The organism is Herbaspirillum sp. FG34 (genome assembly GCF_057809315.1).
In genome coordinates this window covers 443,437-469,444 of sequence record NZ_JBMDJS010000001.1, presented here as the reverse complement: position 1 = coordinate 469,444, position 26,008 = coordinate 443,437, and the positions used below count along the sequence as shown (strand labels likewise).

Below are 26,008 nucleotides of genomic sequence, written 5' to 3'. Positions count from 1 at the left end.
ACAGGCACCGACCGCGCCGTTTTCCCGTCCGCCACCGGATGGTATCAGGCTTGCGGGAGGGGAGGGTAGGGGCGCAGGACAGTCGGACAGGCCCAACTGTCGCCCCGCCTTATATCTTGCCCAGCAGTAGCAGGATCAGCAGGATGATGACGATGGTGCCAGCAATACCGCTGGGACCATAGCCCCAGCCGCGACTGTGCGGCCAGGCCGGAATCACGCCCAGCAGGATCAGGATCAGGACGATGAGCAGGATGGTACCGAGGGTCATGGAGGTTCTCCTTTCTTATTGAGTTCGTTCTTGCCTGCCAGGGTGCAAGCGCCGGGTCAATCGTGAAGCTGGACCCATCTTAGGGGGAGCGCGGCCGCGGCACGATCAGCGCGCCACGCAATGTGCTGTAGGAAAACCCGGCAAGCGCGGGTAGGTAACCGCGCCCCAGCGAGCGCTGCCAACTTGGTGCAAAGCACAATGGAAGTGCGGCCCGCGCCCGATTTGATCGCGCCGGACAGCTGCTGCCGGCCGCCCTGGCACGCCTGGAGGCTGCCCGCAATCGCAGTGCCGGCAAGGCTTTACGGTCGGTGATCCGGTTCTGGCACGCTCTTTGCTGAACTACGGACAAAGCGCAGCAATGCGCAAGCAATGTGAGGGTGCGGCCAATGGCGGTCCTGCCCTCCAGGACAAAGGCGTCTTCCGATATGGCTCATCCATGTCGGGACACGCCTTTTTTGTTTGGGCTTTCATCAAACCGCAACGCAAGGGGAAAGGTGCTATGGAATCCAGGAGTCAGGTGGACAAGGCAGGCGCGCCGCTGTCGGGCAAGCAAGGCGCACAAGGCCAGACGATCACGGCAGCCGCCGGAGTCAACGGCAAGCGCCGCACGCTTGTGCAGGGTGCCGCAGTGGCCGCCGGTGGCGGCATGCTGGGCCTGGCGCCGGGCGGTGCCTGGGCGGCCGGTTCGGACAAGCCCGAAAAGGAAGAAGTCAAAATCGGCTTCATCCCCCTGACCGATTGCGCCTCGGTGGTGATGGCCTCGGTGCTGGGTTTCGACAAGAAGTACGGCATCAAGATCGTCCCCAGCAAGGAAGCCTCCTGGGCCGGCGTGCGCGACAAGCTCACCAACGGCGAACTGGACGCGGCCCACGTGCTGTATGGCCTGATCTACGGTGTGCAGCTGGGTATCGGCGGACAGAAGAAGGACATGGCCGTGTTGATGGGGCTGAACCACAATGGCCAGGCCATCACCTTGTCCAAAAAGCTGGCCGAGAAGGGGGCCGTCGATGGCGCCTCGCTCTACAAGCTCATGCAGACCGAGAAGCGCGAATACACCTTTGCCCAGACCTTCCCCACCGGTACCCACGCCATGTGGCTGTATTACTGGCTGGCCGCCAATGGCATCAATCCGATGAAGGACGCCAAGGTCATCACCGTGCCGCCGCCGCAGATGGTGGCCAATATGCGGGTGGGCAACATGGATGGCTTCTGCGTGGGCGAACCCTGGGGGCATCGCGCCATTGTCGATGGCGTGGGCATCACCGCCATCACTACCCAGGACATCTGGAAGGACCATCCGGAGAAGGTGCTGGGCACTTCGCGCGAATTCGTACAGAAATACCCCAACACCTGCCGCGCGATGATGGCTGCCATCCTGGAGGCCAGCAAGTGGATCGATGCTTCACTGGTCAACAAGAACAAGATGGCCGAAGTGATCGCCGACAAGTCCTATGTGAACACCAGCAAGGACGTGATCGACCAGCGCATCCTCGGCCGCTACCAGAACGGCCTGGGCAAGACCTGGGACGATCCCAACTACATGAAGTTCTATGAAGAAGGCCAGGTCAACTTCCCCTTCCTCTCCGACGGCATGTGGTTCATGACCCAGCATCGCCGCTGGGGCCTGTTGAAGAGCGATCCGGATTACCTGGCCGTGGCCAAATCGGTGAACCAGATCGATCTCTACAAGGAGGCCGCCGCCATGACCAAGACACCGCTGCCCAAGGAGGTGATGCGCAGTTCGAAACTGGTGGATGGCATCGTGTGGGACGGCAAGAATCCGGCGGCCTACGCGCAGTCCTTCAAGATCAAGGTGTAAGCAGCTGTGGCCGCAGGCCGGAGCCATTACGGTGACGTGTATCGAGCAAGGGGAAAACGATGAGTGCAGTCGCAGAAAGCATCATGGGTGACAACGCCAAGCCCGCCGGCAACAGCCATGGCGGATCTGTTGTCGCCATCGAGCCGGCGCGCACGGCGCCCGCCAACCAGGCGCTGACAGCGCCCGCCGCCGGCCCTGCCAGGACGCGCAGCCTGCGCAGGAAGCTTGCCGCTGGCGGTCTGTTCATGCGCGTGGTGCCGCCGCTCCTGGGTATGGCGCTGTTGGTGCTGGTATGGCAGATCATCGCCTTGAAGACCGCCAGTTTCCCCACGCCATGGGTGACCCTGAAGGAAGCGGGCGTGATGTTCTCCGATCCCTTCTACCGCAACAGTCCCAATGACCAGGGCATAGGCTGGAACGTGCTGGCCTCGCTGCAGCGGGTTGGCATGGGCTTCGGGCTGGCGGCGCTGGTGGGCATTCCGCTGGGCTTTGCGATCGGCCGGGTGGAATTCCTCTCGCGCATGTTCGGCCCCATCATCAGTCTGCTGCGTCCGGTCTCGCCGCTGGCCTGGCTGCCCATCGGCCTGCTGGTCTTCAAGTCGGCCAATCCGGCGGCGATCTGGTCGATCTTCATCTGTTCGATCTGGCCGATGATCATCAACACCGCCGTCGGTGTGCAGCGCGTGCCGCAGGATTACATGAACGTGGCGCGGGTCTTGAATCTCTCCGAATGGAAGGTGCTGACCAAGATTCTCTTTCCCTCGGTATTGCCCTACATGCTGACCGGCGTACGTCTTTCCATCGGTACCGCCTGGCTGGTGATCGTGGCCGCCGAGATGCTGACCGGGGGCGTGGGCATCGGCTTCTGGGTCTGGGATGAATGGAACAACCTGAACGTGCCGCACATCATCATCGCCATCGTTGTCATCGGGGTGGTGGGGCTGGTGCTGGAACAGTTGCTGGTGGCGCTGGCCAAGGCATTTACCTACGAGCAGGTCAACAACTAAGGGACGCGGATCATGGACAACCTCAACGGCAAATTCATCGACATCCACGGTGTGGAGATGGTGTTCCACACCAAGAAGGGCGTCTTCCATGCCCTGCGCGAGATCAACCTGACGGTGGCCAAGGGCGAGTTCGTCACCCTGATCGGCCACTCCGGTTGCGGCAAGTCGACCTTGCTGAACCTGATTGCGGGTCTGCTCCAGCCCAGCGAGGGCGTGCTGCTCTGTGCCAACCGCGAGATCGGCGGCCCGGCGCCGGAACGTGCGGTGGTGTTCCAGAACCATTCGCTGCTGCCCTGGCTGACCTGCTACGAAAACATCTATCTCGGTGTGGAGCGTGTCTTCGGGGCGACCGAAAATCGCACCCAGTTACGCGACCGTACCCGCGCCGCGCTGGCGCTGGTGGGCCTGACCGCCGCCGAGAGCAAGCGCCCCAATGAAATCTCCGGCGGCATGAAGCAGCGCGTGGGCATTGCCCGTGCGCTGGCCATGGAGCCCAAGGTCTTGCTGATGGATGAACCCTTCGGCGCGCTGGATGCCCTCACGCGCGCCCATCTGCAGGATGAGTTGTTGAAGATCGTCGCCAAGACCGACTCCACGGTGGTGATGGTGACCCACGACGTGGATGAGGCCGTGCTGCTGTCGGACCGCATCGTGATGATGACCAACGGTCCCGCCGCAACCATCGGTGAGATCGTGCAGGTGAAGCTGCCGCGTCCGCGTGACCGCGTCACCCTGGCGCAGGATGCGCAATATGGTGCCTATCGCACGGCGGTGCTGGAATTCCTGTATCGCAAGCAGGCGCATCCGGCGCGCGAGGCCGCTTGAGCCGGCGATCAATTGCATGGGAAGGAGATGTTCATGAGCAGCCTGGCTGTCATCGAGGAGAGCCCCGCCGCAGGGGCTGAACCGCCCGAATCCACACCGCTGTCCGGCGAGGTGTTCGGGGCCTTGATCAATCTCTCGGGCCGCCGCCGTTTCACCTCGCAGCGGCTGGTGCTCTACGCTGTGTTGGCCGCTCAGGGCCAGCAGGAGGCGTGCGCCACAGCGCGCGAAGCGCTGGCGCTGTTTCGCAGCGCGCACACGGCCCTGATCCGGCGCTCGGCCGGCTTGCCCGGCGTATTCTGTCCGGAACTGGAAGAGGTGTATTTCGGACGCAGCCGGGGCGATGCCCGCATCACCGCCTTCGCCGAACTGGCCCAGCGCGCGCTCAATGCCATCGAAGACAAACTGAAGACCGCACCGGCCCTGCTGGAACAACTGGTGCAGGAAACCACGCCCTTGCTGGCCGTGTTGAACGAGATCACGGCGATCTACGAAGCACAATCGAAGAAGCACGCACGGCTCATGCGCGAGCAGCTGCGCGGCATCATGACCGACATCGAAACCATCGCGCGCCAAGCCAAGATGGTGGCCTTCAACGCCCGCATCGTGGCGGCCCGTTCGGGCCAGGCCGGCAAGGAATTCTCGGTGGTGGCCGGGGTGCTTTCCAACATCACTGGCGAAATCGATGAACTGGTCAAGGAAGCCTTGAGCGGTGCCGCGGCCTGAGCGGCTGCCTTTGCGCACCATTAACGGCGGTTTAATGCTCCTGGATTGAGCATTCAATCTGGCTTAATGCCGGTTGATGGCGGTCTGCGTACAGCTTACCGGCTCTTCAGTGCTGCCCACGCCACCAGCAGCCAGGCGGCCAGGAAGGCCACGCCCCCCAGGGGAGTGATCGCCCCGAGGATGCGCGTGCCGGTCAGGGCCAGCAGGTAGAGGCTGCCGCTGAAGATGACGATGCCTGCCAGCATCAGCCTGCCGGCCCAGGTCAGCGCGGTACCGGCCATGCGCGGCATCAGCAGGGCGACGGCGATCATGCCCAGGGCGTGCATGACCTGGTAGGTCACGGCGGTATGCCAGATGGCCAGCATCTCTGCGGAAATCATTTTCTTCAGGCCATGTGCGCCAAAGGCGCCACAGCCGACGGCCACGAACATATTCAGCGCGCCGGCGGCGATCAGGGTACGTTCTTTCATCGTGCTTGCTTTCGCTCAGGTGGGGTGTGCGCTTCAGTAGTTGGGCCGCAAGCCCTTGCCCAGTCGATACTCATGTCGCAGGACGAACTGCGACGTGGCAATCAGCCCCGACAGGCCCAGGATCAGCTGCGTGAGCGTATCCGGCGGCAGCACCCAGACACTGCCGGCCGGTGCGGCCACGTTGGCGGCGGCGCTGATGACCGGGGCGGCCCAGGAAGCCTCTTCGCTCACGTCCAGCAGGATCTGGCCTTCGGGCGTGGTGTGCAGGTAGATCTCGCCGCCCAGCTCCAGCGTGAAGCAGATGCCCTGGCCGGCGTTGACGGTATTGATCTTGTGACGGAAGACCACGGCCTGCAGTTCGCGGTTGTAGGTGTCGATCCAGGTGTCGACTTCCTGCACGTTCTGCAGCACGATCCACGCACGCGGGGCAGGGATGGTGTCGGCACCGGCAACGGCGTCATCGGGGAAGATCGGTTCGGGGGCTTGCTCGGACATGGTCGCTGCGGGAGTCGGGGAAGGCAGCAGTATATAGGATCGCCGTCACGCCGATCCCGGCCGCGGACTTGCAAATGTGCTTGCCTGGGGCTCGGCAATGGCGGTAGCTTGTCGGCTCCGGCCTTTGCGGTCTCTGCTCATCATCATTTCATGCGTCCATTCTCTTGCGCACGCCGGCTCAGGTATCTGCTGGCCTCGGGCCTGTGCGGTCTTGTCCTCGTCGTATCCTCCGTCCGTGCCCAGCAGCTGGCGCTGGACATCAATGAATCGGTCACCAGCATCGAGGTCAGCGTCAAGGACCTGTATGGCCGACAAGAGAGCGGCAAGGTGGTCATCACCCAGTTCAAGCCGGCCGGGCCGGGGCCGTTTCCCATCCTCATCCTCAGTCACGGACGTAGCCCCACCAATCGCCAGGATCCACCGCGTTTTCGCTTCACGAAGCAAGTGCGCTACTTCATCTCGCGCGGCTTTGCAGTCTTCGAGCCGACCCGCATCGGCTACGGTGCCGCCATGACCCAGTTTGACCCGGAAGACAGCGGTAGCTGTAACAGCAAGGATTACGCCCCCATGGCCGAGGCCGGCAGTGCCGAGATCCTGGCCGTGCTGGACTACGCCAGGCAGCAGCCCTATGTCGATCCCAAGCGCATCTTGCTGGTAGGGCAGTCGGTGGGCGGCTACCTGACCGTGGCGACTGCGGCGGGCAATCCCGAGGGCGTGGTCGGGGCGATCAATTTTGCCGGTGGTTCCGGCGGCGATCCGGACAAGCGGCCGGGCAATCCCTGCGCACCCCAGCGACTCCAAGCGATGTATGCCCGCTTTGGACAAACTGCAAGGATGCCGATGCTGTGGATTTATACCGAGAACGATCTCTACTTCGCGCCCACCCACAGCCGGGCCTGGCACGAGGCTTTCGTCAAGGCCGGCGGTACCGCCGACTATCGCCTCTTGCCGCCCTTCGCCCGGAACGGGCACACGCTCTTTGCGCGCGGACCGGAAATCTGGGAGCCCATCGTCGGCGAATTCCTCGACAAGCTCGGCCTGCCTGCGCCGCGCCAGGCTCAGTAGGCCAGGCGCTACGCCTCGTTGGTGAGCACGTCCATGGCCGCATGGGTCAAATGAAGGATTCGGCAGGCATCGGCGTACCTGCTGCCGTTGCGCCCCGGTCTCCCGAAAAAAGATGAAGGTTTGCGCTATTTTTCGCGAGGCGGGACGTTGCGCCGGGGGACTGCCTGCGCACCATGGTGTGCATGAGTGGTCGGACCACTTTGCAAACGCTTTGTGCATACTGTCTGGGTGCCTCTACAATCGGGCTCAAGTTCTCCTCACGTCCTCCGCAAGTGGTCCGACCACCAAGAAAGCGAGCCGCCCATGACAGCCTCTCCCCTGGTTGACCGTCTGGCCAGCCTGATCGCCCGGCGGGCGCTGGCGCCGGGCCAGAAGCTACCGTCGGAACGGGCGCTGGCCGCGGAATTCGGCGTCTCGCGCTCATCCCTGCGCGAGGCCATCGGCGTGCTCACCAGCCGGGGCGTGCTGGTGGCACGTCATGGCGGTGGCACCTTCCTCGCTGCAGATGAACACGCGGCACTGACCGATCCGATTGCCGAGGCCCTGCAACCGCTGGCGCCGCTGGCGCGCAGCGATGCCGGTTACTGGAAGGACGTGGCCGAGATCCGGTTTTCGCTGGAAGGCGATGCTGCCTATTTCGCTGCCCTGCGCGCCAGCGAGGAAGACAAGCGGCGGCTGCAGCAGGCCTACCTGGCCGTCTCCACCGCACCGCTCGATGACCTGGCCGCCCAGGCTCGCACCGATGCGGCCTTTCATCTTGCCATTGCCCAGGCTTCGCGCAATGTGGTGCTGCGGCAGGTGATGTCGGGTCTCTTGCGGCTGCTGGAAATCAGCATTGCCGACACCTTGCGGCAACTGTACCGGCTGCCCGACATCGTGGCCCAGCTGGATTTGCAGCATCGTCAGATCCTCGATGCCATCCTCGCCGGCCGCGCCGAGGAAGCCCGCCAGCATGCCAATGCCCATCTCGAGTTCGTGCAGCAGCGCCTGCTGGACATCGAGGAAGCCCCCGCCCGTGCGCGCCGCGCCGCGGCAGTCCGGAACGCATTTTCTTCACCTTGACAAGGACCGTCATGATCATCTCGTCCACTCACGATTACCGCGAAGCCGCCCGGCGGCGCTTGCCGCGCTTCCTGTTCGATTACATCGACGGCGGCGCCTACGATGAACACACGCTGGCGCGCAATTCGCTGGACCTGCGCCAGCTGGCCTTGCGTCAGCGCGTGTTGAAGGAGGTGGGCGAGGTTGATCTCTCCACCACCTTGCTGGGCCAGTCGCTGGCCATGCCGCTGGCGCTCTCGCCTGTGGGCCTGACCGGGATGTATGCGCGGCGCGGCGAAGTACAGGCGGCGCGGGCGGCGGAGAAGGCGGGCATTCCCTTCACCTTGTCGACGGTGTCGGTGTGCCCCATCGAAGAGGTGCAGCAGGCGGTGACGCAGCCGATCTGGTTCCAGTTGTATGTGTTGAAGGATCGCGGCTTCATGAAAAATGTGCTGGACCGCGCCTGGGCAGCGGGGGTGCGTACGCTGGTGTTTACGGTGGACATGCCGGTGCCGGGGGCGCGTTATCGTGACCGGCACTCGGGCATGTCAGGGCCGAATGCGGCGCTGCGCCGCTATATGCAGGCCATCACGCATCCGCGCTGGGCGTGGGATGTGGGCGTGCTGGGGCGTCCGCATGATCTGGGCAATGTCTCCGCCTATCTCAACAAGAAGACCGGGCTGGAGGATTATGTGGGCTGGCTGGGGGCCAATTTCGATCCGGGCATTGGCTGGCATGACCTGCAATGGATACGTGACTCGTGGCAGGGAAAGATGCTGCTCAAGGGCATTCTCGATCCCGAGGATGCGCGCCAGGCGGTCAGTTTCGGTGCTGACGGGATTGTGGTTTCCAACCATGGCGGACGCCAGCTCGACGGCGTACTCTCGACCGCGCGCGCCTTGCCGGAGATTGCCAGCGCGGTCAAGGGCGAGCTCGCCATCCTGGTGGATTCGGGTGTGCGCTCGGGGTTGGACGTAGTGCGCCTGTTGGCCTTGGGGGCTGATACGGTGATGCTGGGGCGTGCCTTCATCTATGCGCTGGCGGCGCAGGGGCAGGCCGGGGTGGAGAATGTGCTGGGACTCTTTGCCAAGGAGATGCAGGTGGCCATGACCTTGACGGGGGCGCGCAGGATTGCGGAGATCGGTGCGGAGAGTCTGGTGAGGGCTGGGGCGGAAGGGCCGTAAGATGGCAGAAGTCAGCACGGGCCGGCCAGCAGAGCAGGGCGTCTGGTGGCGGCCTGGTAGTTAGGGCCTGTTCACATTCAATCTCGCACTCACAGATTGAATGTGAACAGGCCCTAGATCTTCTGAGGAAAAGCAGGGGTCTTCGACTTTACGAGTTTTTCCGGCACAGGCCGCAGCTGTGATGGTGCACCGGCATCACCATAATTTGCAACAATGTTGCATATATTTACCGGTCCCTATAAGATTCCGGCAAATGCAACACTATTGCAAAAGCAATCCTTCATTGCCCGGGCGCGCCCTTGGGTATCACCACGTCATGGTCTTGCTGGCCATCGTGATCGTGGTGCTACAGCTATGGTGCAGTGGTTTTCATCATCACGCATTGAGCGACAAGAGCGACGATTGCGTCGCCTGTCAGCTGGCCGAACAAGACCTGCCGCCTCCCCTTGAGGTGTCGCAGCCCGATCTGTCGGCCGTGCAGTATTTCCTCGCAGGCAGCACCGTGGCGGCGCCTGCGTATTTCTTCCGGCAGTCCGTCAGCCCTTATCTTGCCCCTTATTCCCAGGCCCCACCCGTCGCGTCTTTGCGGCACTGACTCACTCTGAATTCATTCTGAAGACTGCCTCGCAAGGAGCGCAGTCCGGCTTCGTTCATTCCTGGGAAACCCTCATGTCTTTCAATCTCTTGCGGCTCAGCGCCCTGAGCACCCTTATCGCCCTCGCTTACGGCAGCGTTTCGATTCCTGCCTGTGCGCAATCCGTTTCCACAACGTCACCCGCTGGCACTGACGTACAGAACACCGCTGATGCCTCGGGCGCCGCCGCTGCCCTGCCGACCATTTCGGTTTCTTCCGAACGCCTTGACCGGGCTCGCAATGGCATCCTGGTCGAAACCGGCAGCAGTGCCTATCACATTGGGCCCAAGGATATCCAGGCCCTGCCGCAGGGAGAGAACACCCCCTTCAATGACTTGCTGCTGCAAGCACCGGGCGTGGCGCAGGATTCTTATGGCCAGTTGCACGTGCGTGGCGACCATGCCAATCTGCAATATCGTCTTAACGGAATCCTGCTGCCGGAAAGCATTTCCGGTTTTGGACAAACGCTGGACACGCGTTTCGTCGATAGCGTCAATCTGCTCACCGGAGCCTTGCCGGCGCAATACGGGTATCGCACCGCCGGTATCGTCGATATCCATACCAAGACTGCCGGCCTGACGCCGGGCGGGGATATCGGCGTGGTCATGGGCAGCAACAACACGCGCCAGGTCAATGGCCAGGCCAATGGCGTCGTCAACGGCATCAGTTATTACGTCACCGGTTCGCTGGATGCCAACAATCTGGGTATCGAAAATCCCACCGGCGCTTCTTCGGCATTGCATGACCGCACCACTCAGAGCAAGGCCTTCGGGTATTTCTCCTATCTGATCAATCCTGATACGCGCCTGAGCCTGATCCTGGGCAATACCAACAGTCACTTTCAGATTCCCAACACGGCGGGGCAGACGCCGAGTTTCAATGTTGCGGGTGCCAACGTCGCGTCCGAGAACCTGAACGAAACCCAGGATGAGATCACCCGCTACGGCATCCTGTCGTTGCAGGGAGTGATCGGCGAGGACATCGATTACCAGGTCGCTGCCTTCAGCCGCTATACGGGCGTGAAGTTCCAGCCGGACACGCTGGGGGACCTGATGTACACCGGCGTATCGACCAAGGTCGCCCGCGCGGGCCTGGCCAATGGCTTGCAGGCCGACGGCAGTTATCGTCTCAATGACCGCCATACCTTGCGCAGCGGCTTTTCCTATACGCGTGAAACGCTGACCAATAGCGATCAATCCCTGACCTTGCCGGCCGACGCCAACGGCAACCAGAGCAGCGACACGCCCATTGCGATCAGTGATGGCAGTCGCAAGATCACCACCGAAGTGGGTGTCTATCTGCAGGACGAATGGAAGATCACGGACGCGCTCACACTCAATTACGGTGCACGCTTTGACGAGTTGAATGCCTATGTGACCGGTAGTCAGTTGAGCCCGCGCATCGGCGTGGTGTATCAGCTCAATGAGCGCACTACCTTGCATGCCGGCTATGCGCGCTACTTCACGCCGCCGACCAGTGAGCTGATCCCGGCCAGTACCATCAACAACTTCGCCAACACGACCGGTGCATCGCCGACCAGTGGCAACGATGCGGTGCAGCCGGAGCGGTCCAATACCTATGACCTGGGTGTGAGCCACGAGCTGACCAACCAGCTGACGCTGGGTGTGGATGGTTATTACAAGCAGATCACCAACCTGCTCGATGAAGGGCAGTTTGGTTCTGCGCTGCTTTATACGCCGTTCAATTATTCACAGGGGAAGATCTATGGTGTGGAGCTGACGCTGAACTATCGCAAGGACGATCTGGCGGCCTATTTCAACCTGGCGCGTGCTACCGCATTGGGCAAGAACATCTCATCGAGCCAATACAATTTCGGCCAGGATGAACTCGACTACATTGCCAACCACTGGGTTCATCTGGATCACGATCAGGCGATCACGGTATCGGCCGGGGCGTCCTATGTTTATCACGACACCACCTATAGCGGCAGCGTGGTATCGGGCAGCGGCTTGCGCAGCGGGTTTGCCAATACCGATCATCTGCCTTATTACACCAGCGTCAATCTGTCGGTGGCGCATGAGTTCAGGGATTCTCCGATTGGTCATGCGACGGTGCGCCTGAGTGCCATCAACGTGCTGGATGCGGTGTATGAAATCCGCGATGGCAGCGGGATAGGTGTGGGGGCGCCGCAATATGGGCAGCGGCGGGGGGTGTATCTGGCTGTAACGAAGCACTTCTGATCGCGGGCGAAGTTACTCGCGCTGCGCTGCACGCAGAAGAATCGGAAGTCTACAAGGCTGGTAATGAACGGAAAACAAGCCGCGTGTTGCGGCTTGTTTTCTTTTGCACCGAGTGGTTGCAAAAGGTTGTAAAAGGTTGCATATGGAAATAAAATCAAACGCCGATATCAAGGAGGTTATATGGCAACCGCAATGAAGCTTTCAGATGAACTGGTCGATATGGCGAAGCCGCGAGCTCTGGCTGAACATCGCTCCGTTCCGAAACAGATTGAATACTGGGCGCGTCTGGGTAAAGCAGTTGAGGATAATCCTGATTTGCCGATTCAATTCATTAAAGACACTCTGATTGGCATTGCAGAAGCGGATGCTGGTCAACTCTCTGAATATCGCTTTGGTGCGTGATGGTGTTGAGAATTCTGGGTACGCCATCGTTCGATCGTGTTGTGAAAAAAATGCACGCGCGAGATAAAAAGGTGGTTGATCAGGCCGTCATGGATATTGCCGCCCATCCAAAGACCGGTGAAGAGAAGAAGGGGGACTTGGCTGAGATGTTCGTCTACAAGTTCAAAGTGAACAAACAGGAAACACTGCTTGCTTATCGGTTGCAGCCAAACAAGAAGAAGCCGAGGGAATTGGTTTTGCTGAGTATCGGGTCACATGGGAACTTCTACGCTGCGATGAAGCGTTGACATCCAGGGAAAGACGCCTGGTGCCAGTGGTCGGGCGCACTGCGGAGCTACCTGTCAGGGGGGCGGTTCCGGCAAGATTCCGGCAAAGGCCGGTTTTTGAAGGAGCAGCCCATAACAATGGACGAAAAAAAAGCACTCCGATTTCTCGTAAGTGCTTTCTTTTCTACTGCAAATTCCTGGTAGGCCGTGCGGGACTCGAACCTGCGACCAACGGATTAAAAGTCCGCTGCTCTACCAACTGAGCTAACGACCCGAAAGACCGCTATTATAGGCAAATGCTATCGCCGGTGTCAACACCCTGGCGTCACAAACGACCATCGGTCGCATGTCACGCCAGAACAGACAGCCGAATGCCTTACTTGAGCGAGGCCATCCTGTCCTTGCCGGTCTGCGCGGCAGGGGTGTTCGGATACTTGGCGATCAACTGTTCCAGGGTCTTCTTGGCCGCTGCCTTGTCCTTCAGTTCGGCTTGCGAACTGGCGATGTTGAGCAGGGCGTCAGCAGCCTTGGGGTTGTCCGGATAATTCTTCACCACCACCTGCTGCGCAGCAATGGCTCCCTTGTAGTCGCGCTGGGCGTACAAGGCATTGCCTTGCCAGTATTGCGCCGAGGCGGCATAGGCCGATTGCGGATAGCGTTTGAGGAAGTCGGCAAAGGCATTGGCCGCCCCCTTGTAATCGCCACCCTTGAACTGCGACAGGGCCGCATCATAGGCCTGCTGTTCGGACACGCCCACAGCGACCGTCTGGCCATCCACCTGCACCTGTTGCGGCTCCAGCTTGCGCAGGCGGGCATCCAGGTCGACGTAGAAATCCTTCTGGCGTTGCTGGGCGTTGGTGATCTCGTTGGTCAGCACCTCGATCTGGCCACGCAGCGCCGCAATCTGGGATTGCAGATTGTCATTGCGATCAGAAAGGGTCAGGACACTGTTCTTGTCAGCCTTGTTGGCGACGTCACGCTGCAGGGCCTCGATCTTGGAACGCATGTCCAGGATGGCCTTGCGCGCCTCGTCATCATCAAACAGGCCGGCACGGGCGGTAAGCGGTAGGAAAGCCGTGGCGGCCAGCATGGCCGCCACGGTTACCGATTTCAGTTTGAAAGCGGTATACATGACGATTATTGGTAAGCGATGTCAGCGCGACGGTTCTCGGCGTAGGACGCTTCATCCTGGCCCAGTGCCTTGGGCTTTTCCTTGCCGAAGGAAACCGCTTCCACCTGGGCATCCGACACGCCCAGCAGGACCAGTGCCTTGCGGACGGCTTCAGCACGCTTCTGACCCAGGGCCAGGTTGTATTCGGCGCCGCCGCGATCATCGGTGTTGCCCTGGATGATCACCTTGCGGTCCTTGTGGGCCACCAGGTACTTGGCGTGGTTTTCGATGACGGTACGATATTCCGGCTTGACGGTGTAGCTGTCATAGTCGAAGTACACGCTACGCTTGGCCAGCACGCCTTGCGGGTCGTTCAGCGGATCGACGGAACCAGCGTTGACAGTGCCCACGGCGCGGGTGTCAGCGCCGTTGCTGGCGCCGTTCTGCACGGGAGCGTTGGCCTTGTCGTCCAGCTTGGTCGACGAGCAGGCGGCCAGCAGAACAGCGCTGGAGACGATGAGGGCGAAGGTACTGATAGTGCGCATTTTGGATTTCTCCTTGTCGTGATGAAAGTGATATTGGATTTCTTTATTTCATGAACGGACCCCAGGTCGGTTCCCTGATATCACCGGCCTGCGTCGTCAGACGCTGTTTGACTCGGCCATCAACAGAGACGACGGCCAGGGATCCGCGACGACCAGATTCCGTCGCGTACATGATGTATTTGCCATTGGGCGCAAAGCTGGGCGACTGGTCGCGGCCACCGTCGGAGAGGCGAATCTCCTGGCCATTGGTCAGATCCAGCGCATACAGCTGGAACAGACCGTCGCGACGCGAGATGAAGGCCAGCGTCTTGCCGTCAGGCGAAATGCGCGGGCTGATGTTGTAGCTGCCATTGAAGGTGACGCGCTGGGGCGTACCACCATCCAGGCCCACCTTGTAGATTTGCGGGCCGCCGCTGCGATCGCTGGTGAAATAGATGCTGCCGCCATCGGGCGAGAACTGCGGCTCGGTATCGATGCCGGAACTGTTGGTCAGGCGACGCAGGCCCGAACCGTCGGCATTGATGAGGTAGACCTGGGTCAGACCATCGCGGGTCAGGGCTACGGCCAGGCGCGAGCCGTCCGGCGACCAGGCCGGGGCCGAGTTGCTGCCCTTGAAGTTGGCAACGATGGAGCGCTGGCGGGTGACCAGGTTCTGGATGTAGACCACCGGCTTCTTCATCTCGAAGGAAACATAGGCGACCTTGGTGCCGTCCGGCGACCAGGCCGGCGAGATGATGGGCTCGTTGGAGCGCAGTGCCACTTGCGTACCTTCACCATCGGCATCGGCGACTTCCAGGCGGTATTCGTTGCCCGACTTGGTCACGTAGGAGATGCGGGTGGAGAAGATGCCGGGAATGCCGGTCAGTTTCTGGTAGATGTCGTCGGCGATCTTGTGTGCGGTCAGGCGCAGCAGTTGCGGCTGGGCACCGATGGACAGGGCCGAGAGCTGGGTCGACTGTACCGTATCGAAGAGACGATAACGCACGTCGAAGCGGCCATCGGCCAGGCGCGTGACGCTGCCCACGGCCAGCGCATTGGCGCCGCGCTTTTGCCAGTCGGCATAGTTGATGGCCGAGGAGTCCGAGAGCGCATCACTGTTGTCGATCAGCTTGAAGATGCCGCTCCTGGCCAGGTCGGCCTTGACCACCGAGGTGATCTGTTGCGGGGCCGACTCCTCGCCGGGGAAGGCGGCAATGGCCACCGGAATCTGCGAGGCACCCACGCCGGTGATCTCGAAGCGGATCTGCGCCTGCGAGGCCGGGGCGAAGGACAGGCCGGCCACGGCCACGGTGGCGGTGGCGATGCGGGTCAGGCTCAGGGTCAGGTAACGGGCTTTAATCATCGGTTACTGATCTTTCGGATAATGGGTGAATGTGAAGCTGGACGGTACTTTGCCATCCGTGTCGGCCGGGAACGGCTGTGACTTCATGATGGCAGTGCGCACGGCATCGTCGAAGCCCGGGACACCTGAAGGCTTGTTCACACGTACGCTGCGCACCGTCCCGTCCGGGAACAATTCGACAGTGTACTCCCCGGCAGGGTTTCCACTGACGCCGCTATTGTCGAAGACCGTGTTGCTCCTGATGACCGCGCGCAACTTGTTGGCGTAGTTGGGGCTGCCCTTCGGACCTTGCGACTTCGCAGCCGTGCCGTTGCCGCCGGTGGCACTGGTGGCCTGGCCCATCATGCGTTTCAAGTCTTCCTGGCGACGCTGCTCGGCCGCCTTGGCGTCGGCTGCGGCTTGCTGCTTCTTCTTCTCGGCAGCCTGCTTCTCGGCGTCGGCCTTCTTCTTGGCTTCTTCTTCCTTCTGCTTCTCTTCCTTCAGCTTTTTCTGCTTGTCGGCTTCCAGTTTTTCCTTCTTCTCGCGATCAGCCTTGTCCTTTTCGGCCTGTTCCTTCTTCTCGCGGTCGGCCTTTTCCTTCTCGGCCTTGAGCTTGTCGGCCTTTTCCTGTTCCAGGCGCTGCTGCTTTTCCTGCTCTTCCTTGCGCTTTTTTTCCTTCTCCTTCTGCAAGGCGATATCGGGTTTCTCGACCTTGGGTTCGTCGATCACCTTGGGCGCAACGGGCTTGGGTTCAGGTTGCGGCTGCGGCTGGGGTTGCGGCGGCTCGACCACGACCGGCTGCGGCTCCGGTTGCGGCGGCGTGGGCAGCGGTGCGGCTTCCTTGTATTGCGGATCCCAGATCTCGGCTTCCACCGTCAGCGGCGTTTCGCTCTGCCAGCGGATGCCGATCCAGAAGAACAGGAACAAGGCCACGTGCATCACCAGCGCCAGCGTGATGGCGCGCCAGCGGCCGGGCGGCTTGGGGATGGTGTAGTGTGCGTTATCGCTCATATCACTCGGCTGTGCGCTTACTTGGTGGCCAGGCCGACCCGCGCGATTCCTTGTTTCTTGGCTTCCGAGATGACCTGCACCACATCGTCGTACTTGATGTCCTTGTCGGCCGAGATCATCACGGCCAGGTCCGGATTGTCTTCATGCAGCTTGCGCAGGCGCTCGGCCAGGTCGGTCTTGCCGGTCACGGTCTCGGCCTTCTTGCCACCGCTCTTGGGGCCATTGATGCGGATGCTGGCCTGGGCGTTGGGTTTCAAGGCAATCTCGATGTAATCCGAGGGCGGCTGCGTGGACTTGCCTGCCGTGGGCAGGTTGATCACGCTGGGATTCGTAATGGGGGTGGCCACCATGAAGATGATGAGCAGCACCAGCATCACGTCGATGTAGGGCACGACGTTGATCTCGGACTTGAACTTGCGGGGACGCCCCCCGCGCATCGATGAGCCAGCCATTAGCGTGCCTGACGTTGCAAGATGTTGGAGAACTCTTCGATGAAGCTCTCGAAGCGGATCGCCAGACGGTCGATATCGTGCGAATAGCGGTTGTAGGCCACCACCGCCGGAATCGCCGCGAACAGGCCGATGGCGGTGGCGATCAGGGCTTCGGCAATGCCGGGGGCCACGGCGGCCAGGGTGGCCTGCTGCACGTTGGCCAGGCCACGGAAGGCGTTCATGATGCCCCAGACGGTACCGAACAGGCCCACGTACGGGGAGACCGAGCCGACCGAGGCCAGGAAGGCCAGGTGCGATTCCAGCGCATCCATCTCGCGCTGGTAGGCCGCACGCATGGCACGGCGGGCACCGTCGAGCAGCAGGCCGGGATCGACCGCACCACCACGCGCTGCCACCGACGCCTTGGCCTTGGTGAATTCACCCATGCCGGCCTGGAAGATGCGCTCCAGCGCACCACCGGCGCCACCGGCCTTGCGGCGGTTGGACAGGGCATCCTGGTACAGCGCCGAAAGGTTGCCGCCAGACCAGAAGACGCGCTCGAATTCCTCGGTCTGCACACGGGCCGAGCGGATGGTGAACATCTTGCGGAAGATGTAGGTCCAGCTGGTGACCGAGGCCGACAGCAGCAGCAACATCACCAGTTGCACCAGGACGGACGCGTTTGCGATCAGTGAAATGAAGGACAGGTCTTGTGTGACATTCATGGGAAAGTGTGGCGGCTTGGAGGCGGCGTTTGAAAGGAAAGTCGAGAGTTAAAAATCTTTTGTTTTGTTTGGTTCAGTTGGCGTGCCAGCAATACGAAACAAAAGACGGCAAATACGGACAGAAGTTTTCCCTGAGGCAGATCATCCCAGCCGGTGAGAACATGCTGCGAGCAGGCATGGATCCCTGAGCCATAAAGGCGCGGATGAGCTTTTCCGTTGACATCATGTGCTCTTCTTGATGCAAGTCAGCACTTCGTCAGGAATTGGGCGTGGACGGAAAGTGGTCTGGTCCACGCAGGCGACGGTGATGCTGCCACGCGCCAGCAACTCGGGCTGACCGTCCCCCGACGGCAGGCGCCAGGCTTCCTGCACGAACTGCATGGAAGCATTTCGACATTTTTCGACCACCACGGTCAGGCGGAGTTCATCGTCCAGACGGGCGGGCGAGAGATAGTCGACGCTGGTATTCCTGACCACGAAGAGGGCGCCGGTGGTCTCGGCCAGGTGTTGCTGCTGGAAGCCCAAGGAGCGCAGCCATTCCGTGCGGGCGCGCTCGAAGAACTTCAGGTAGTTGGCGTAGAAGACCACGCCTCCGGTGTCGGTGTCTTCGTAATAGACCCGGATGTTCCAGTGGAATGGACTACTGGCGGCACTCATATGCTTCTTGTTATTGGAAAGTCTGCTGTGGCAGCGGCAAAAGAATCAGGGAAATCAAGCAATCAAGGTATTGCCGGTAGGCAAGCGGACAGGGTGCATACCGACCGCTGCCCCGGGAACGGGTGAAAATGGCGTTCCTGCGGCGCCTGGGCGCCTTCGGCAAAAACGCCATTTTACTCCACATCCCTTATTGTTTGCGCTTGATGTTGAAGGGGCTGAAGCCCTGGCAGGTCGGCATCAGTTCCATGTAATTGATGTTCACATGGGCGGGCATGGTAGCGACCCAGAAGGCCGCTTCGGCGATATCTTCAGCCGTCAGCGGGGTGGTTCCTTCATAGACCTTGGCCGCCGCGCCATCATCGCCCTTGAAGCGCACGTTGGAGAACTCGGTGCCGCCGCACAGGCCGGGGGCCAGGTTGGTGGCGCGTACGCCGGTGCCCACCAGGTCGGCGCGCAGGTTCAGGGTGAACTGGTCGACGAAGGCCTTGGTGGCGCCGTAGACGTTGCCGCCCGGATACGGATAGGCCCCCGCCACCGAGCCCAGGTTGATGATGGTGCCGCTGCCGCGCTTGACCATCTCCGGCAGCAGGGCGTGGGTGATGGTGACCAAGCCCTTGACGTTGGTGTCGATCATGGTTTCCCAGTCCGACAGCGCCACTTCGTGCGCCGGGCCCAGGCCCAGCGCCAGGCCGGCGTTGTTGACCAGCACGTCGACCTGCTTCCACTCACCCGACAGGCTGGCCAGGCCGGCGTTGATCGAGTCCTTGCTGGTCACGTCCAGCACCAGCGGCAGCACCCTGTCCGCCCCCAGTTCCTTGACCAGCTCATCCAGGCGCTCCTTGCGGCGACCGGCGGCAATCACCTTGTGGCCGTTGCCGGCAAATTTGCGCGCCATGGCGGCGCCGAAGCCTGCGGTTGCTCCTGTAATCAACACGACCATCTCTTGATTCTCCTGTTGTGTGGCGGTGGTACCGGTGCCGGGTCGGGAAACGGGATAAAGCTTCACACCGACAGTCCGGAGGTAAAAACGAACGAAGCGAAATTGTAGCCCAAAGCCGCTTTTTACGAGGACGGGCTCGCTTTTTCCAATGGTTCTCTCGCTTTTTCTTTCATATCGGCCTTGGAGCGGGGGGCTGTTGCGCGGCCACCATGGTTCTTGCCCAAATCGCCCCGTTTCACTACAATGCGCTCACCATTTCGTCTCACGTGACTGGCGAAACGCCGTGTAAAAGCGGCCAAGATGGGGATCCATCGGGAAGCGTGAGATTTCAACAGCCGTGCGCCTGGGCAGCCGAATGGACAGTACGACTGAGGCTGCCCGCAATCCCACTCTTTTTTTCAGGCCCTCATTCGATTTCGGAAGTCGAGCACCCGGCATGTCCGCATGCTGCCGGTGACGCGATCTTCGGCCGCAGCTCATCAATTTGGAGAAACACCATGTTTGACAAGAACCAGACTCTCGCGAAAGTCGATCCCGACCTGTGGTCTGCCATCCAGAAGGAAAACACCCGTCAGCAGGATCACATCGAGCTGATCGCCTCGGAAAATTACACCTCGCCGGCGGTGATGGAAGCGCAAGGTTCGCAGCTGACCAACAAGTACGCCGAAGGTTATCCGGGCAAGCGCTACTACGGTGGCTGTGAATTCGTGGACGTGGCCGAGCAGCTGGCCATCGACCGCCTGAAGGCCCTGTTCGGCGCCGAAGCCGCCAACGTGCAACCGAACTCCGGTTCCCAAGCCAACCAGGGCGTGTTCTTCGCCATGTTGAAGCCGGGCGACACCATCATGGGCATGTCGCTGGCAGAAGGCGGCCACCTGACCCACGGCATGGCACTGAACATGTCGGGCAAGTGGTTCAACGTGGTCTCCTACGGCCTGAACGAAAAGGAAGAAATCGACTACGACGCCATGGAACGCCTGGCCCGTGAGAAGAAGCCCAAGCTGATCATCGCTGGCGCCTCGGCTTACTCGCTGCGCATCGACTTCGAGCGCTTCGCCAAGATCGCCAAGGAAGTCGGCGCCTACTTCATGGTGGACATGGCCCACTACGCCGGCCTGATCGCAGCAGGCGTGTACCCGAACCCGGTGCCCTTCGCCGACTTCGTCACCTCGACCACCCACAAGTCCCTGCGCGGCCCGCGCGGTGGCGTGATCCTGATGAAGGCCGAGTACGAGAAGGCCATCAACTCGGCCATCTTCCCCGGTATCCAGGGCGGCCCGCTGATGCACGTCATCGCTGCCAAGGCCGTGGCCTTCAAGGAAGCCGCTTCGCCCGAATTCAAGGCGTACCAGCAGCAAGTGGTGAAGAACGCCGACGTGCTGGCCAAGACCCTGATCAAGCGCGGCCTGCGCATCGTCTCCGGCGGCACCGAGTCGCACGTGATGCTGGTGGACCTGCGCCCGAAGGGCCTGACCGGCAAGGAAGCCGAAGCCATCCTGGGTTCGGCCCACATGACCTGCAACAAGAACGGCATCCCCAACGACCCGGAAAAGCCATTCGTGACCTCCGGCATCCGCCTGGGCAGCCCGGCCATGACCACCCGTGGTTTCAAGGAAGCCGAAGCCGAGAAGGTCGGCAACCTCATCGCCGACGTGCTGGACAACCCGCACGATGCCGCCACCATTGAGCGCGTCAAGGCCGAAGTGAAGAAGCTGACCGAAGCCTTCCCGGTCTACGGCTGATTGGTGTTGGCAGGGCCGGCCCGTTGCGGGCCGGCATGAAGTTTCCTGCCAACCTCTGAAAAGTTGAAAAGTTGGTCCTGACGGCGCCCGTTCCTGCGGGCGCCGTCGCTTATCTGCACTACCATACGATGGTCCTGGCGGCACGGCGATGCCACACTGCGGGGTTCGCCCTGACCGCGCAGCACCGAAGTCCCGAGGGGCAGCCCTCATTGTCCAGCTTATCCAGCTCAATCACATCACAGCCACCATGAAGTGCCCATTTTGCAATCACGAAGACACCCCGGTGCTGGATACGCGCCTGTCCGAGGACGGCCATTCGATCCGCCGCCGCCGCCGCTGCGGCAATTGCGACAAGCGCTTCACCACCTATGAGCGCATCGAGCTGACCATGCCGGTGATCGTCAAGAAGAACGGCAGCCGCACGGAATTCGATCCGGCCAAGCTGCGTGGCAGTCTCATGCTGGCGCTGCGCAAGCGCCCGGTGTCGGCCGAGGCGGTCGACATGGCCATCCAGAGCATCCAGGACAAGCTGCTGCAAAGCGGCGAGCGTGAAGTGGTGTCGGGGCAGGTGGGGGAACTGGTGATGCGCGAACTGAAGCGCCTGGACAAGATTGCCTACATCCGCTTTGCCTCGGTCTACAAGAGTTTCGAGGACGTGACCGAATTCCAGGATGCCATCGATGAAGTAGGGATGGAGCGCAAGGCCGCGAAGAAGCGCGAGAGCTGACCCGAGCGGAAAGGGCATAAAAAAACGGCTGCAGATGCAGCCGTTTTTCTTGAATCAAGTCCCGCCTGTGCCGCTGTGCCGGCATCCTGAACCTGACGGTTCAAGTTGGCTGCAGTAGTTCAATTTCGGGTTCATCGGACTAGCGACGCTCACGCCCATCGAACAATCCCACAGCCTATGCTCGTAAATGGTTCAAGGAATATATGGCAATCGCGAACACGGCAGGAGTACGAAGTCTAACCGATTCATGTTCGTCCTCCAAGAGCTCTGTCGAAAATAAGTCGACGATTTTGTAACCGGATTTTGGGCAGGTGTTGCGGCGGCGGCAATAAAGCGAAATGGCTGCCCGGGGCAGCCATTTTCTTGACGCGGACGTAAAAGATTTCCGCTGCGAGGTGTCACCGCGCCGTTACGCTCAGAACAGTTTTTCCTGCGGCGCCAGCGCCTGGTCCACCACCTCGGTGAGCGCCGTGATCTGTTGCTGCCACTGGGCAATGGTCAGACCGGCAAAGGGACCTTCGGCGCGCTGCATGCTCAGCAACTCGGCGGCGATGCCCAGCCCGGCCATCACGGCGATGCGGTCGGTACCCTTGATGCGGCCGGCGTCGCGGATGGCGCGCATCCTCTGGTCGAGGTAGGCCACGGCATGATGCAGCGCGGCCTGTTCGCCTTCCTGGCAGGCCAGGGTGTAGGACTGGCCCATGATGGTGGCGTTGATCTGGATGGTGCTCATGCGGCCTCCTCATCGGCCGCAGCCGCTTCTTCCACTTCGGCCACCGGCAGTTGTGCCAGAACGGCGGCCACGCGCTCGTAAGCGTGGTCCACGCGCGAGGCGAGGGTGGTGTTGTCTTCGGAGAGCAGTTTGACTTTCCGGCGCAGCTCGGCATTTTCTTCGCGCAGGCCTTGTGCCAGCTTGGCGAGCTGAGTGACTTTTTCAGCCAGTTGCAGGAATTCGGAACTCATGTGTTGATTTGTTCGCAGAGATGGGATGACGCCGGACGCCGCCAGCGCAGGTCAGAGATGTTCAGGATCACGACGCTTCAATCGCACAATTATAAGCGCATTGCCACGCCACCTGAACAAGAACGGCCGCACACGGCGGCCGGATGGGTTGGTCAGCGCCAGCGGGGTTTGGTTCCCGGCGTCGCCCCGCCCCGCTATTCCTTGCGCCGCGTGGCCTGGCCGTGCATGCGCATGTAGCCCTGCTGTAGCACGAAGTTGTCGAAGGCCGTCAGCAGCGGGTGATATTTCTCGCTGTTGCGTTCCAGCTGCATCAGCGCATAGCCGGTCGCTTCCAGGGTGGCCAGTTGCTCGGGCTTGTGGGACTTGCGGATGGTGTAGCGCGAGGTTGGCGTATCGATCAGCATCATGCGAGGCAGGGCCTGCAGCATGGGGTTTTCGAAGAGCATCTTGCGGCTCTTGCGCCAGGTGCCGTCGAGAATCACCAGGCGGATGCGCTTGAGCGTCTGCTTCTTGTCCACCATCATGGTGCGCGCATCGAAATAGCGGGTCTCGGGTGTGCAGACGTCGTCCGTGTAGAGCAGCACCGGATGCACGGTCTCGCCGGCCGGGACATTGCGCAGGCGGGACGGCGCATGCAGCATCGCTTCCAGTTCCTCCGGATCGAACACCGAGCCGACCACCAGCTTGCTGTAGGGCAGGCTCAGGTGCAGCAGCCTGACGCTGTTCTTGGCGTTGCTCACTTCAAGCGGGTGCTGCAGGATCAGCACATCGACGGCGTGATCAATGGGGGAGGTCCAGTGGCAGATACATGCCGTCAGCGCGCGTTGGCAGATGGGGCAGAGCAGTCTGCGGGCCAATTGTTGATCGTGGTTGGAAACCAAAATGTTCAGCCTTCTGTAGTTTAGCGATGGTCACCGTGCAGGGCGGCAGGGGTGCGCGTAGCTTTCTGCGCAGTCCGCTGCCGTTTGATGAACCCGTTCATCGTGGGCCGTAGATTGGACTTTGTACTGCCATACGTCAATCGACATAAAGCGAAGAAATTCTCGATTTTTGGGGAAAAGTGGTTGGCATTTTGCTGATTTCGGTTTGCAGCCCTTGCGCTCACCCGTCGCGTGGGAGATTCTGGAAAGCTTTGCTGCTCGTCGCTACCAGCATGGGCCGGCAAGCCGTGGAGGCTGCCCCGCGTGTGTCACACCTTCAGGAAATCTTCACGTCCGCCGAGCCAGCGGGCCAGATGGCGGTCGACGATGTCCGGTGCATGTTGCAACAAGGCCTGGGCGGTATCGCGGGCTTTTTCGACCAGCCATTGATCGGTTGCCAGATCGGCAAAACGCAACATGGCTTCACCCGACTGCCTTGCCCCGAGGAATTCTCCCGGGCCGCGAATATCCAGATCGCGCCGGGCGATCTCGAAACCGTCGGTGGTTTCGCGCATGGTGGCCAGGCGCTGCTTGGCGGTACCACCCAGCGGGCCCTGATAGAGCAGCAGGCAGACGCTGGCCGCCGACCCCCGTCCCACCCGTCCGCGCAACTGGTGCAGTTGCGACAGGCCGAAGCGCTCGGCATGCTCGATCACCATCAGCGAGGCGTTGGGGACATCCACCCCCACTTCGATGACGGTGGTGGCCACCAGCAGGTGAATGGCGCCACGGCTGAAGCCTTCCATCACGATCTGTTTTTCCACCGGTTTCATGCGCCCGTGCACCAGCCCGATCTGCAGGTCCGGCAGGGCCGCCGAGAGGGCGGCATGGGTGTCGGTCGCGGTCTGCAATTGCAAAGCCTCGGATTCCTCGATGAGCGGGCAGACCCAGTAGATCTGCTTGCCTTCCAGCGCCGCCGCATGCACCCGTTCGATGACTTCATCGCGGCGGTTCTGGTCGATCACGCGGGTGACGATGGGCGAGCGCCCCGGTGGCAATTCATCGATCACCGACACTTCCAGGTCGGCGTAATAGGTCATGGCCAGGGTGCGCGGAATGGGCGTGGCCGACATCATCAACTGGTGCGGCACGGCGGCCACCTCGCGGTCGGTCGGGTTGAAGCTCTTGTTGCGCAGGGCCAGACGCTGACCCACGCCGAAGCGGTGTTGCTCGTCCACGATCACCAGCCCGAGGTTCTCGAACTGCACCGTGTCCTGGATCAGTGCATGGGTGCCGATGACCAGGCGCGCGGCACCGGATTCGATGTGGGCCAGGGCCTCGGTCTTTTCCTTTTTCTTCTGGCTGCCTGAAAGCCAGGCCACACCGACATTGAGCGGCTCCATCCAGGCGGCGATCTTGCGGAAGTGCTGTTCGGCCAGGATTTCGGTCGGTGCCATCAGCACCGCCTGGCAGCCGCTGTCGATGGCCTGCGCGGCGGCCAGCGCGGCCACCACCGTCTTGCCGCTGCCGACATCGCCCTGCAGCAGGCGCTGCATGGGGAAGGACTGGCGCAGGTCGGCGCGGATTTCGTCCAGCACGCGCTGTTGCGCGCCGGTCAGCTGGAAGGGCAGGACCTTGGTCAGTTCCTCGGTGATGCGACCGGTCACCGGCAGCGCGCGCGAGGTCTTGGCCCGGCGCGCGGCCTGGGCGCGCTTGAGCGAGAGCTGCTGGGCCAGCAGTTCATCGAACTTCATGCGGATCCAGGCAGGGTGTGAACGTTCGATCAGGGCATGTTCATCCACGTCCGGCGGCGGATTGTGCAGCAGCCGCACCGACGGTTCGAAGCCGGCCAGGTTCAGGGTCTCCAGCATCGAAGGGGGTAGCGTATCGCTCCAGTCCAGCCGGCTCATGGCATTGGCGATGGCCTTGCGCAGGTAGGCTTGCGAGAGCCCTTCGCCAGCCGGGTAAACCGGCGTGAGCACGTCCGGCAGCGGAGCGCCTTCATTGACCACCTTGTAAGAGGGATGGACCATCTCGGCGCCGAAGAAACCATGCCGCAATTCCCCGCGCACCCGCACCCGGGTGCCTTCGGCCAGCTGCTTGGTCTGGCTGCCGTAGAAGTTGATGAAGCGCAGGGTCAGTTGCCCGCTGTCGTCGCCGACTGTCACGATCAACTGCCGACGCGGGCGGAACTGCACCTCGCATGCTGTCACGACGCCCTCCACCTGCACCGTCTGCAGGCCGCGCAGGGAGGCCTCGGCGATGCTCATGAGAGTGGTTTCATCCTCATAGCGCAGCGGCAGGTGCAGCACCAGGTCCATGTCGTTGTGCAGGCCCAGCTTGGCCAGCTTGTTTTCAGGCTTGGCGGCGGCCTTGGAAGCGGGAGCGGCTTTTTTCTTCGGGGCCGGCGGGCCGGTTTTCTTCGCGGTAGCGGGCATGCGGTCGGCGTGGGTTGGACGGAGGGCCATAATGGTTAGCCGCACGCGCATATGGGAAAAACGCGCAGACAGCGTAAAATAGCGGGTTACGCTATTTTACTGTGAATATTTACAGTATCAATCCCGCCGGCAACAGT

General features: G+C 61.5%; 28 protein-coding genes, 1 tRNA gene, 1 other RNA gene and 1 riboswitch. Of the genes, 13 read left to right on the top strand and 17 right to left on the bottom strand.

Annotation, left to right across the window (positions count from 1 at the left end):
• Window positions 1–109: 109 nt before the first annotated feature.
• Window positions 110–268 carry a DUF3309 family protein gene (locus ACODSZ_RS02010; RefSeq protein ID WP_006464722.1) on the bottom strand — a complete coding sequence of 53 codons (159 nt, stop codon included), beginning with the start codon at window positions 266–268 and terminating at the stop codon, window positions 110–112.
• Between the two features lie 499 nt (window positions 269–767).
• On the opposite strand from ACODSZ_RS02010, the gene ACODSZ_RS02005 reads away from it, so the two are divergent.
• Genes ACODSZ_RS02005 through ACODSZ_RS01990 form a run of 4 tightly spaced genes read left to right on the top strand, consistent with a single transcriptional unit; the run spans window position 768 to window position 4,642 of the window.
• The gene (locus tag ACODSZ_RS02005) at window positions 768–2,087 is read left to right on the top strand and encodes a CmpA/NrtA family ABC transporter substrate-binding protein (RefSeq protein WP_488926928.1); all 1,320 of its coding nucleotides are present in this window, start codon (window positions 768–770) and stop codon (window positions 2,085–2,087) included.
• 59 nt (window positions 2,088–2,146) lie between these two features.
• Window positions 2,147–3,094 (top strand): nitrate ABC transporter permease, encoded by a 948-nt coding sequence (gene ntrB / locus ACODSZ_RS02000; RefSeq protein WP_175345069.1) that lies wholly within the window; start codon window positions 2,147–2,149, stop codon window positions 3,092–3,094.
• Between the two features lie 12 nt (window positions 3,095–3,106).
• Window positions 3,107–3,919: an ABC transporter ATP-binding protein gene (locus tag ACODSZ_RS01995; protein WP_488926927.1), complete on the top strand. Its 813-nt coding sequence runs from the start codon at window positions 3,107–3,109 to the stop codon at window positions 3,917–3,919.
• 33 nt (window positions 3,920–3,952) lie between these two features.
• Window positions 3,953–4,642: a methyl-accepting chemotaxis protein gene (locus ACODSZ_RS01990; protein WP_175345071.1), complete on the top strand. Its 690-nt coding sequence runs from the start codon at window positions 3,953–3,955 to the stop codon at window positions 4,640–4,642.
• A gap of 95 nt (window positions 4,643–4,737) precedes the next feature.
• Here the strand turns inward: ACODSZ_RS01990 and ACODSZ_RS01985 are convergent, their stop codons facing one another.
• Both ACODSZ_RS01985 and ACODSZ_RS01980 read right to left on the bottom strand, forming a co-directional pair.
• Window positions 4,738–5,112, bottom strand: a complete 375-nt coding sequence (locus ACODSZ_RS01985) for a DUF423 domain-containing protein (RefSeq protein WP_175345072.1) — start codon at window positions 5,110–5,112, stop codon at window positions 4,738–4,740.
• A 33-nt stretch (window positions 5,113–5,145) separates the two neighbouring features.
• Window positions 5,146–5,607: a hypothetical protein gene (locus ACODSZ_RS01980; protein ID WP_008326518.1), complete on the bottom strand. Its 462-nt coding sequence runs from the start codon at window positions 5,605–5,607 to the stop codon at window positions 5,146–5,148.
• Window positions 5,608–5,757: 150 nt separating this feature from the next.
• Between ACODSZ_RS01980 and ACODSZ_RS01975 the strand changes: the two genes are divergently transcribed.
• The 7 genes from ACODSZ_RS01975 (at window position 5,758) to ACODSZ_RS01945 (ending at window position 12,421) form a co-directional block, all read left to right on the top strand.
• Window positions 5,758–6,672, top strand: a complete 915-nt coding sequence (locus tag ACODSZ_RS01975) for an alpha/beta hydrolase family protein (protein ID WP_488926926.1) — start codon at window positions 5,758–5,760, stop codon at window positions 6,670–6,672.
• 303 nt (window positions 6,673–6,975) lie between these two features.
• Window positions 6,976–7,734, top strand: a complete 759-nt coding sequence (locus ACODSZ_RS01970) for an FCD domain-containing protein (RefSeq protein WP_488926925.1) — start codon at window positions 6,976–6,978, stop codon at window positions 7,732–7,734.
• An 11-nt stretch (window positions 7,735–7,745) separates the two neighbouring features.
• Entirely contained in the window at window positions 7,746–8,897 is a 1,152-nt protein-coding gene (gene lldD / locus ACODSZ_RS01965) for an FMN-dependent L-lactate dehydrogenase LldD (RefSeq protein ID WP_488926924.1), read from the top strand.
• 253 nt (window positions 8,898–9,150) lie between these two features.
• Window positions 9,151–9,492: a hypothetical protein gene (locus ACODSZ_RS01960; RefSeq protein WP_488926923.1), complete on the top strand. Its 342-nt coding sequence runs from the start codon at window positions 9,151–9,153 to the stop codon at window positions 9,490–9,492.
• Window positions 9,493–9,566: 74 nt separating this feature from the next.
• Window positions 9,567–11,732, top strand: coding sequence for a TonB-dependent receptor (locus ACODSZ_RS01955; RefSeq protein WP_488926922.1), 2,166 nt, complete (start codon window positions 9,567–9,569; stop codon window positions 11,730–11,732).
• A gap of 180 nt (window positions 11,733–11,912) precedes the next feature.
• The gene (locus ACODSZ_RS01950) at window positions 11,913–12,134 is read left to right on the top strand and encodes a TA system antitoxin ParD family protein (RefSeq protein WP_175344129.1); all 222 of its coding nucleotides are present in this window, start codon (window positions 11,913–11,915) and stop codon (window positions 12,132–12,134) included.
• Window positions 12,134–12,421 (top strand): type II toxin-antitoxin system RelE/ParE family toxin, encoded by a 288-nt coding sequence (locus ACODSZ_RS01945; RefSeq protein WP_175344128.1) that lies wholly within the window; start codon window positions 12,134–12,136, stop codon window positions 12,419–12,421. The genes ACODSZ_RS01950 and ACODSZ_RS01945 overlap by 1 nt, the downstream gene beginning before the upstream one ends.
• 177 nt (window positions 12,422–12,598) lie before the next feature.
• Here ACODSZ_RS01945 and ACODSZ_RS01940 read toward each other — a convergent pair.
• From ACODSZ_RS01940 to ACODSZ_RS01900, 9 genes are all read right to left on the bottom strand, one after another.
• A tRNA-Lys gene (locus ACODSZ_RS01940) sits at window positions 12,599–12,674 on the bottom strand.
• A gap of 102 nt (window positions 12,675–12,776) precedes the next feature.
• Window positions 12,777–13,532 (bottom strand): tol-pal system protein YbgF, encoded by a 756-nt coding sequence (gene ybgF, locus ACODSZ_RS01935; protein WP_175344127.1) that lies wholly within the window; start codon window positions 13,530–13,532, stop codon window positions 12,777–12,779.
• Window positions 13,533–13,537: 5 nt separating this feature from the next.
• Window positions 13,538–14,056, bottom strand: coding sequence for a peptidoglycan-associated lipoprotein Pal (pal, locus tag ACODSZ_RS01930; RefSeq protein WP_008326545.1), 519 nt, complete (start codon window positions 14,054–14,056; stop codon window positions 13,538–13,540).
• Between the two features lie 43 nt (window positions 14,057–14,099).
• Complete coding sequence (gene tolB, locus ACODSZ_RS01925) at window positions 14,100–15,398, bottom strand: Tol-Pal system beta propeller repeat protein TolB (RefSeq protein WP_488926921.1); 1,299 nt, start codon at window positions 15,396–15,398, stop codon at window positions 14,100–14,102.
• Between the two features lie 3 nt (window positions 15,399–15,401).
• Window positions 15,402–16,388, bottom strand: a complete 987-nt coding sequence (tolA, locus tag ACODSZ_RS01920) for a cell envelope integrity protein TolA (protein ID WP_488926920.1) — start codon at window positions 16,386–16,388, stop codon at window positions 15,402–15,404.
• Window positions 16,389–16,405: 17 nt separating this feature from the next.
• Window positions 16,406–16,840 (bottom strand): ExbD/TolR family protein, encoded by a 435-nt coding sequence (locus ACODSZ_RS01915; protein ID WP_008326548.1) that lies wholly within the window; start codon window positions 16,838–16,840, stop codon window positions 16,406–16,408.
• Window positions 16,840–17,544 (bottom strand): protein TolQ, encoded by a 705-nt coding sequence (gene tolQ / locus ACODSZ_RS01910; protein ID WP_008326550.1) that lies wholly within the window; start codon window positions 17,542–17,544, stop codon window positions 16,840–16,842. Before tolQ ends, ACODSZ_RS01915 begins: the two co-directional genes overlap by 1 nt.
• A gap of 222 nt (window positions 17,545–17,766) precedes the next feature.
• Window positions 17,767–18,201: a tol-pal system-associated acyl-CoA thioesterase gene (gene ybgC / locus ACODSZ_RS01905; RefSeq protein WP_008326552.1), complete on the bottom strand. Its 435-nt coding sequence runs from the start codon at window positions 18,199–18,201 to the stop codon at window positions 17,767–17,769.
• Between the two features lie 187 nt (window positions 18,202–18,388).
• Window positions 18,389–19,141, bottom strand: a complete 753-nt coding sequence (locus ACODSZ_RS01900; RefSeq protein ID WP_008326553.1) for an SDR family oxidoreductase — start codon at window positions 19,139–19,141, stop codon at window positions 18,389–18,391.
• Window positions 19,142–19,397: 256 nt separating this feature from the next.
• Window positions 19,398–19,497: riboswitch (ZMP/ZTP riboswitch) on the top strand.
• A gap of 141 nt (window positions 19,498–19,638) precedes the next feature.
• Between ACODSZ_RS01900 and glyA the strand changes: the two genes are divergently transcribed.
• Window positions 19,639–20,883 (top strand): serine hydroxymethyltransferase, encoded by a 1,245-nt coding sequence (gene glyA / locus ACODSZ_RS01895; RefSeq protein WP_488926919.1) that lies wholly within the window; start codon window positions 19,639–19,641, stop codon window positions 20,881–20,883.
• Between the two features lie 247 nt (window positions 20,884–21,130).
• Complete coding sequence (nrdR, locus tag ACODSZ_RS01890) at window positions 21,131–21,610, top strand: transcriptional regulator NrdR (RefSeq protein WP_008326560.1); 480 nt, start codon at window positions 21,131–21,133, stop codon at window positions 21,608–21,610.
• Between the two features lie 54 nt (window positions 21,611–21,664).
• Here nrdR and ssrS read toward each other — a convergent pair.
• From ssrS to recG, 5 genes are all read right to left on the bottom strand, one after another.
• A non-coding RNA gene (ssrS, locus tag ACODSZ_RS01885) (6S RNA) lies at window positions 21,665–21,841 on the bottom strand.
• Window positions 21,842–22,025: 184 nt separating this feature from the next.
• On the bottom strand, window positions 22,026–22,343 hold the full coding sequence (locus tag ACODSZ_RS01880) for a cell division protein ZapA (protein ID WP_008326561.1): 318 nt from the start codon (window positions 22,341–22,343) through the stop codon (window positions 22,026–22,028).
• Window positions 22,340–22,573: a hypothetical protein gene (locus ACODSZ_RS01875; protein ID WP_008326562.1), complete on the bottom strand. Its 234-nt coding sequence runs from the start codon at window positions 22,571–22,573 to the stop codon at window positions 22,340–22,342. The genes ACODSZ_RS01880 and ACODSZ_RS01875 overlap by 4 nt, the downstream gene beginning before the upstream one ends.
• Before the next feature lie 194 nt (window positions 22,574–22,767).
• Window positions 22,768–23,454, bottom strand: coding sequence for a tRNA-uridine aminocarboxypropyltransferase (locus tag ACODSZ_RS01870; protein ID WP_008326563.1), 687 nt, complete (start codon window positions 23,452–23,454; stop codon window positions 22,768–22,770).
• A gap of 308 nt (window positions 23,455–23,762) precedes the next feature.
• A complete protein-coding gene (gene recG, locus ACODSZ_RS01865) occupies window positions 23,763–25,871 on the bottom strand; it encodes an ATP-dependent DNA helicase RecG (RefSeq protein ID WP_488926938.1) in 2,109 nt (702 codons plus the stop codon).
• Between the last annotated feature and the right edge of the window lie 137 nt (window positions 25,872–26,008).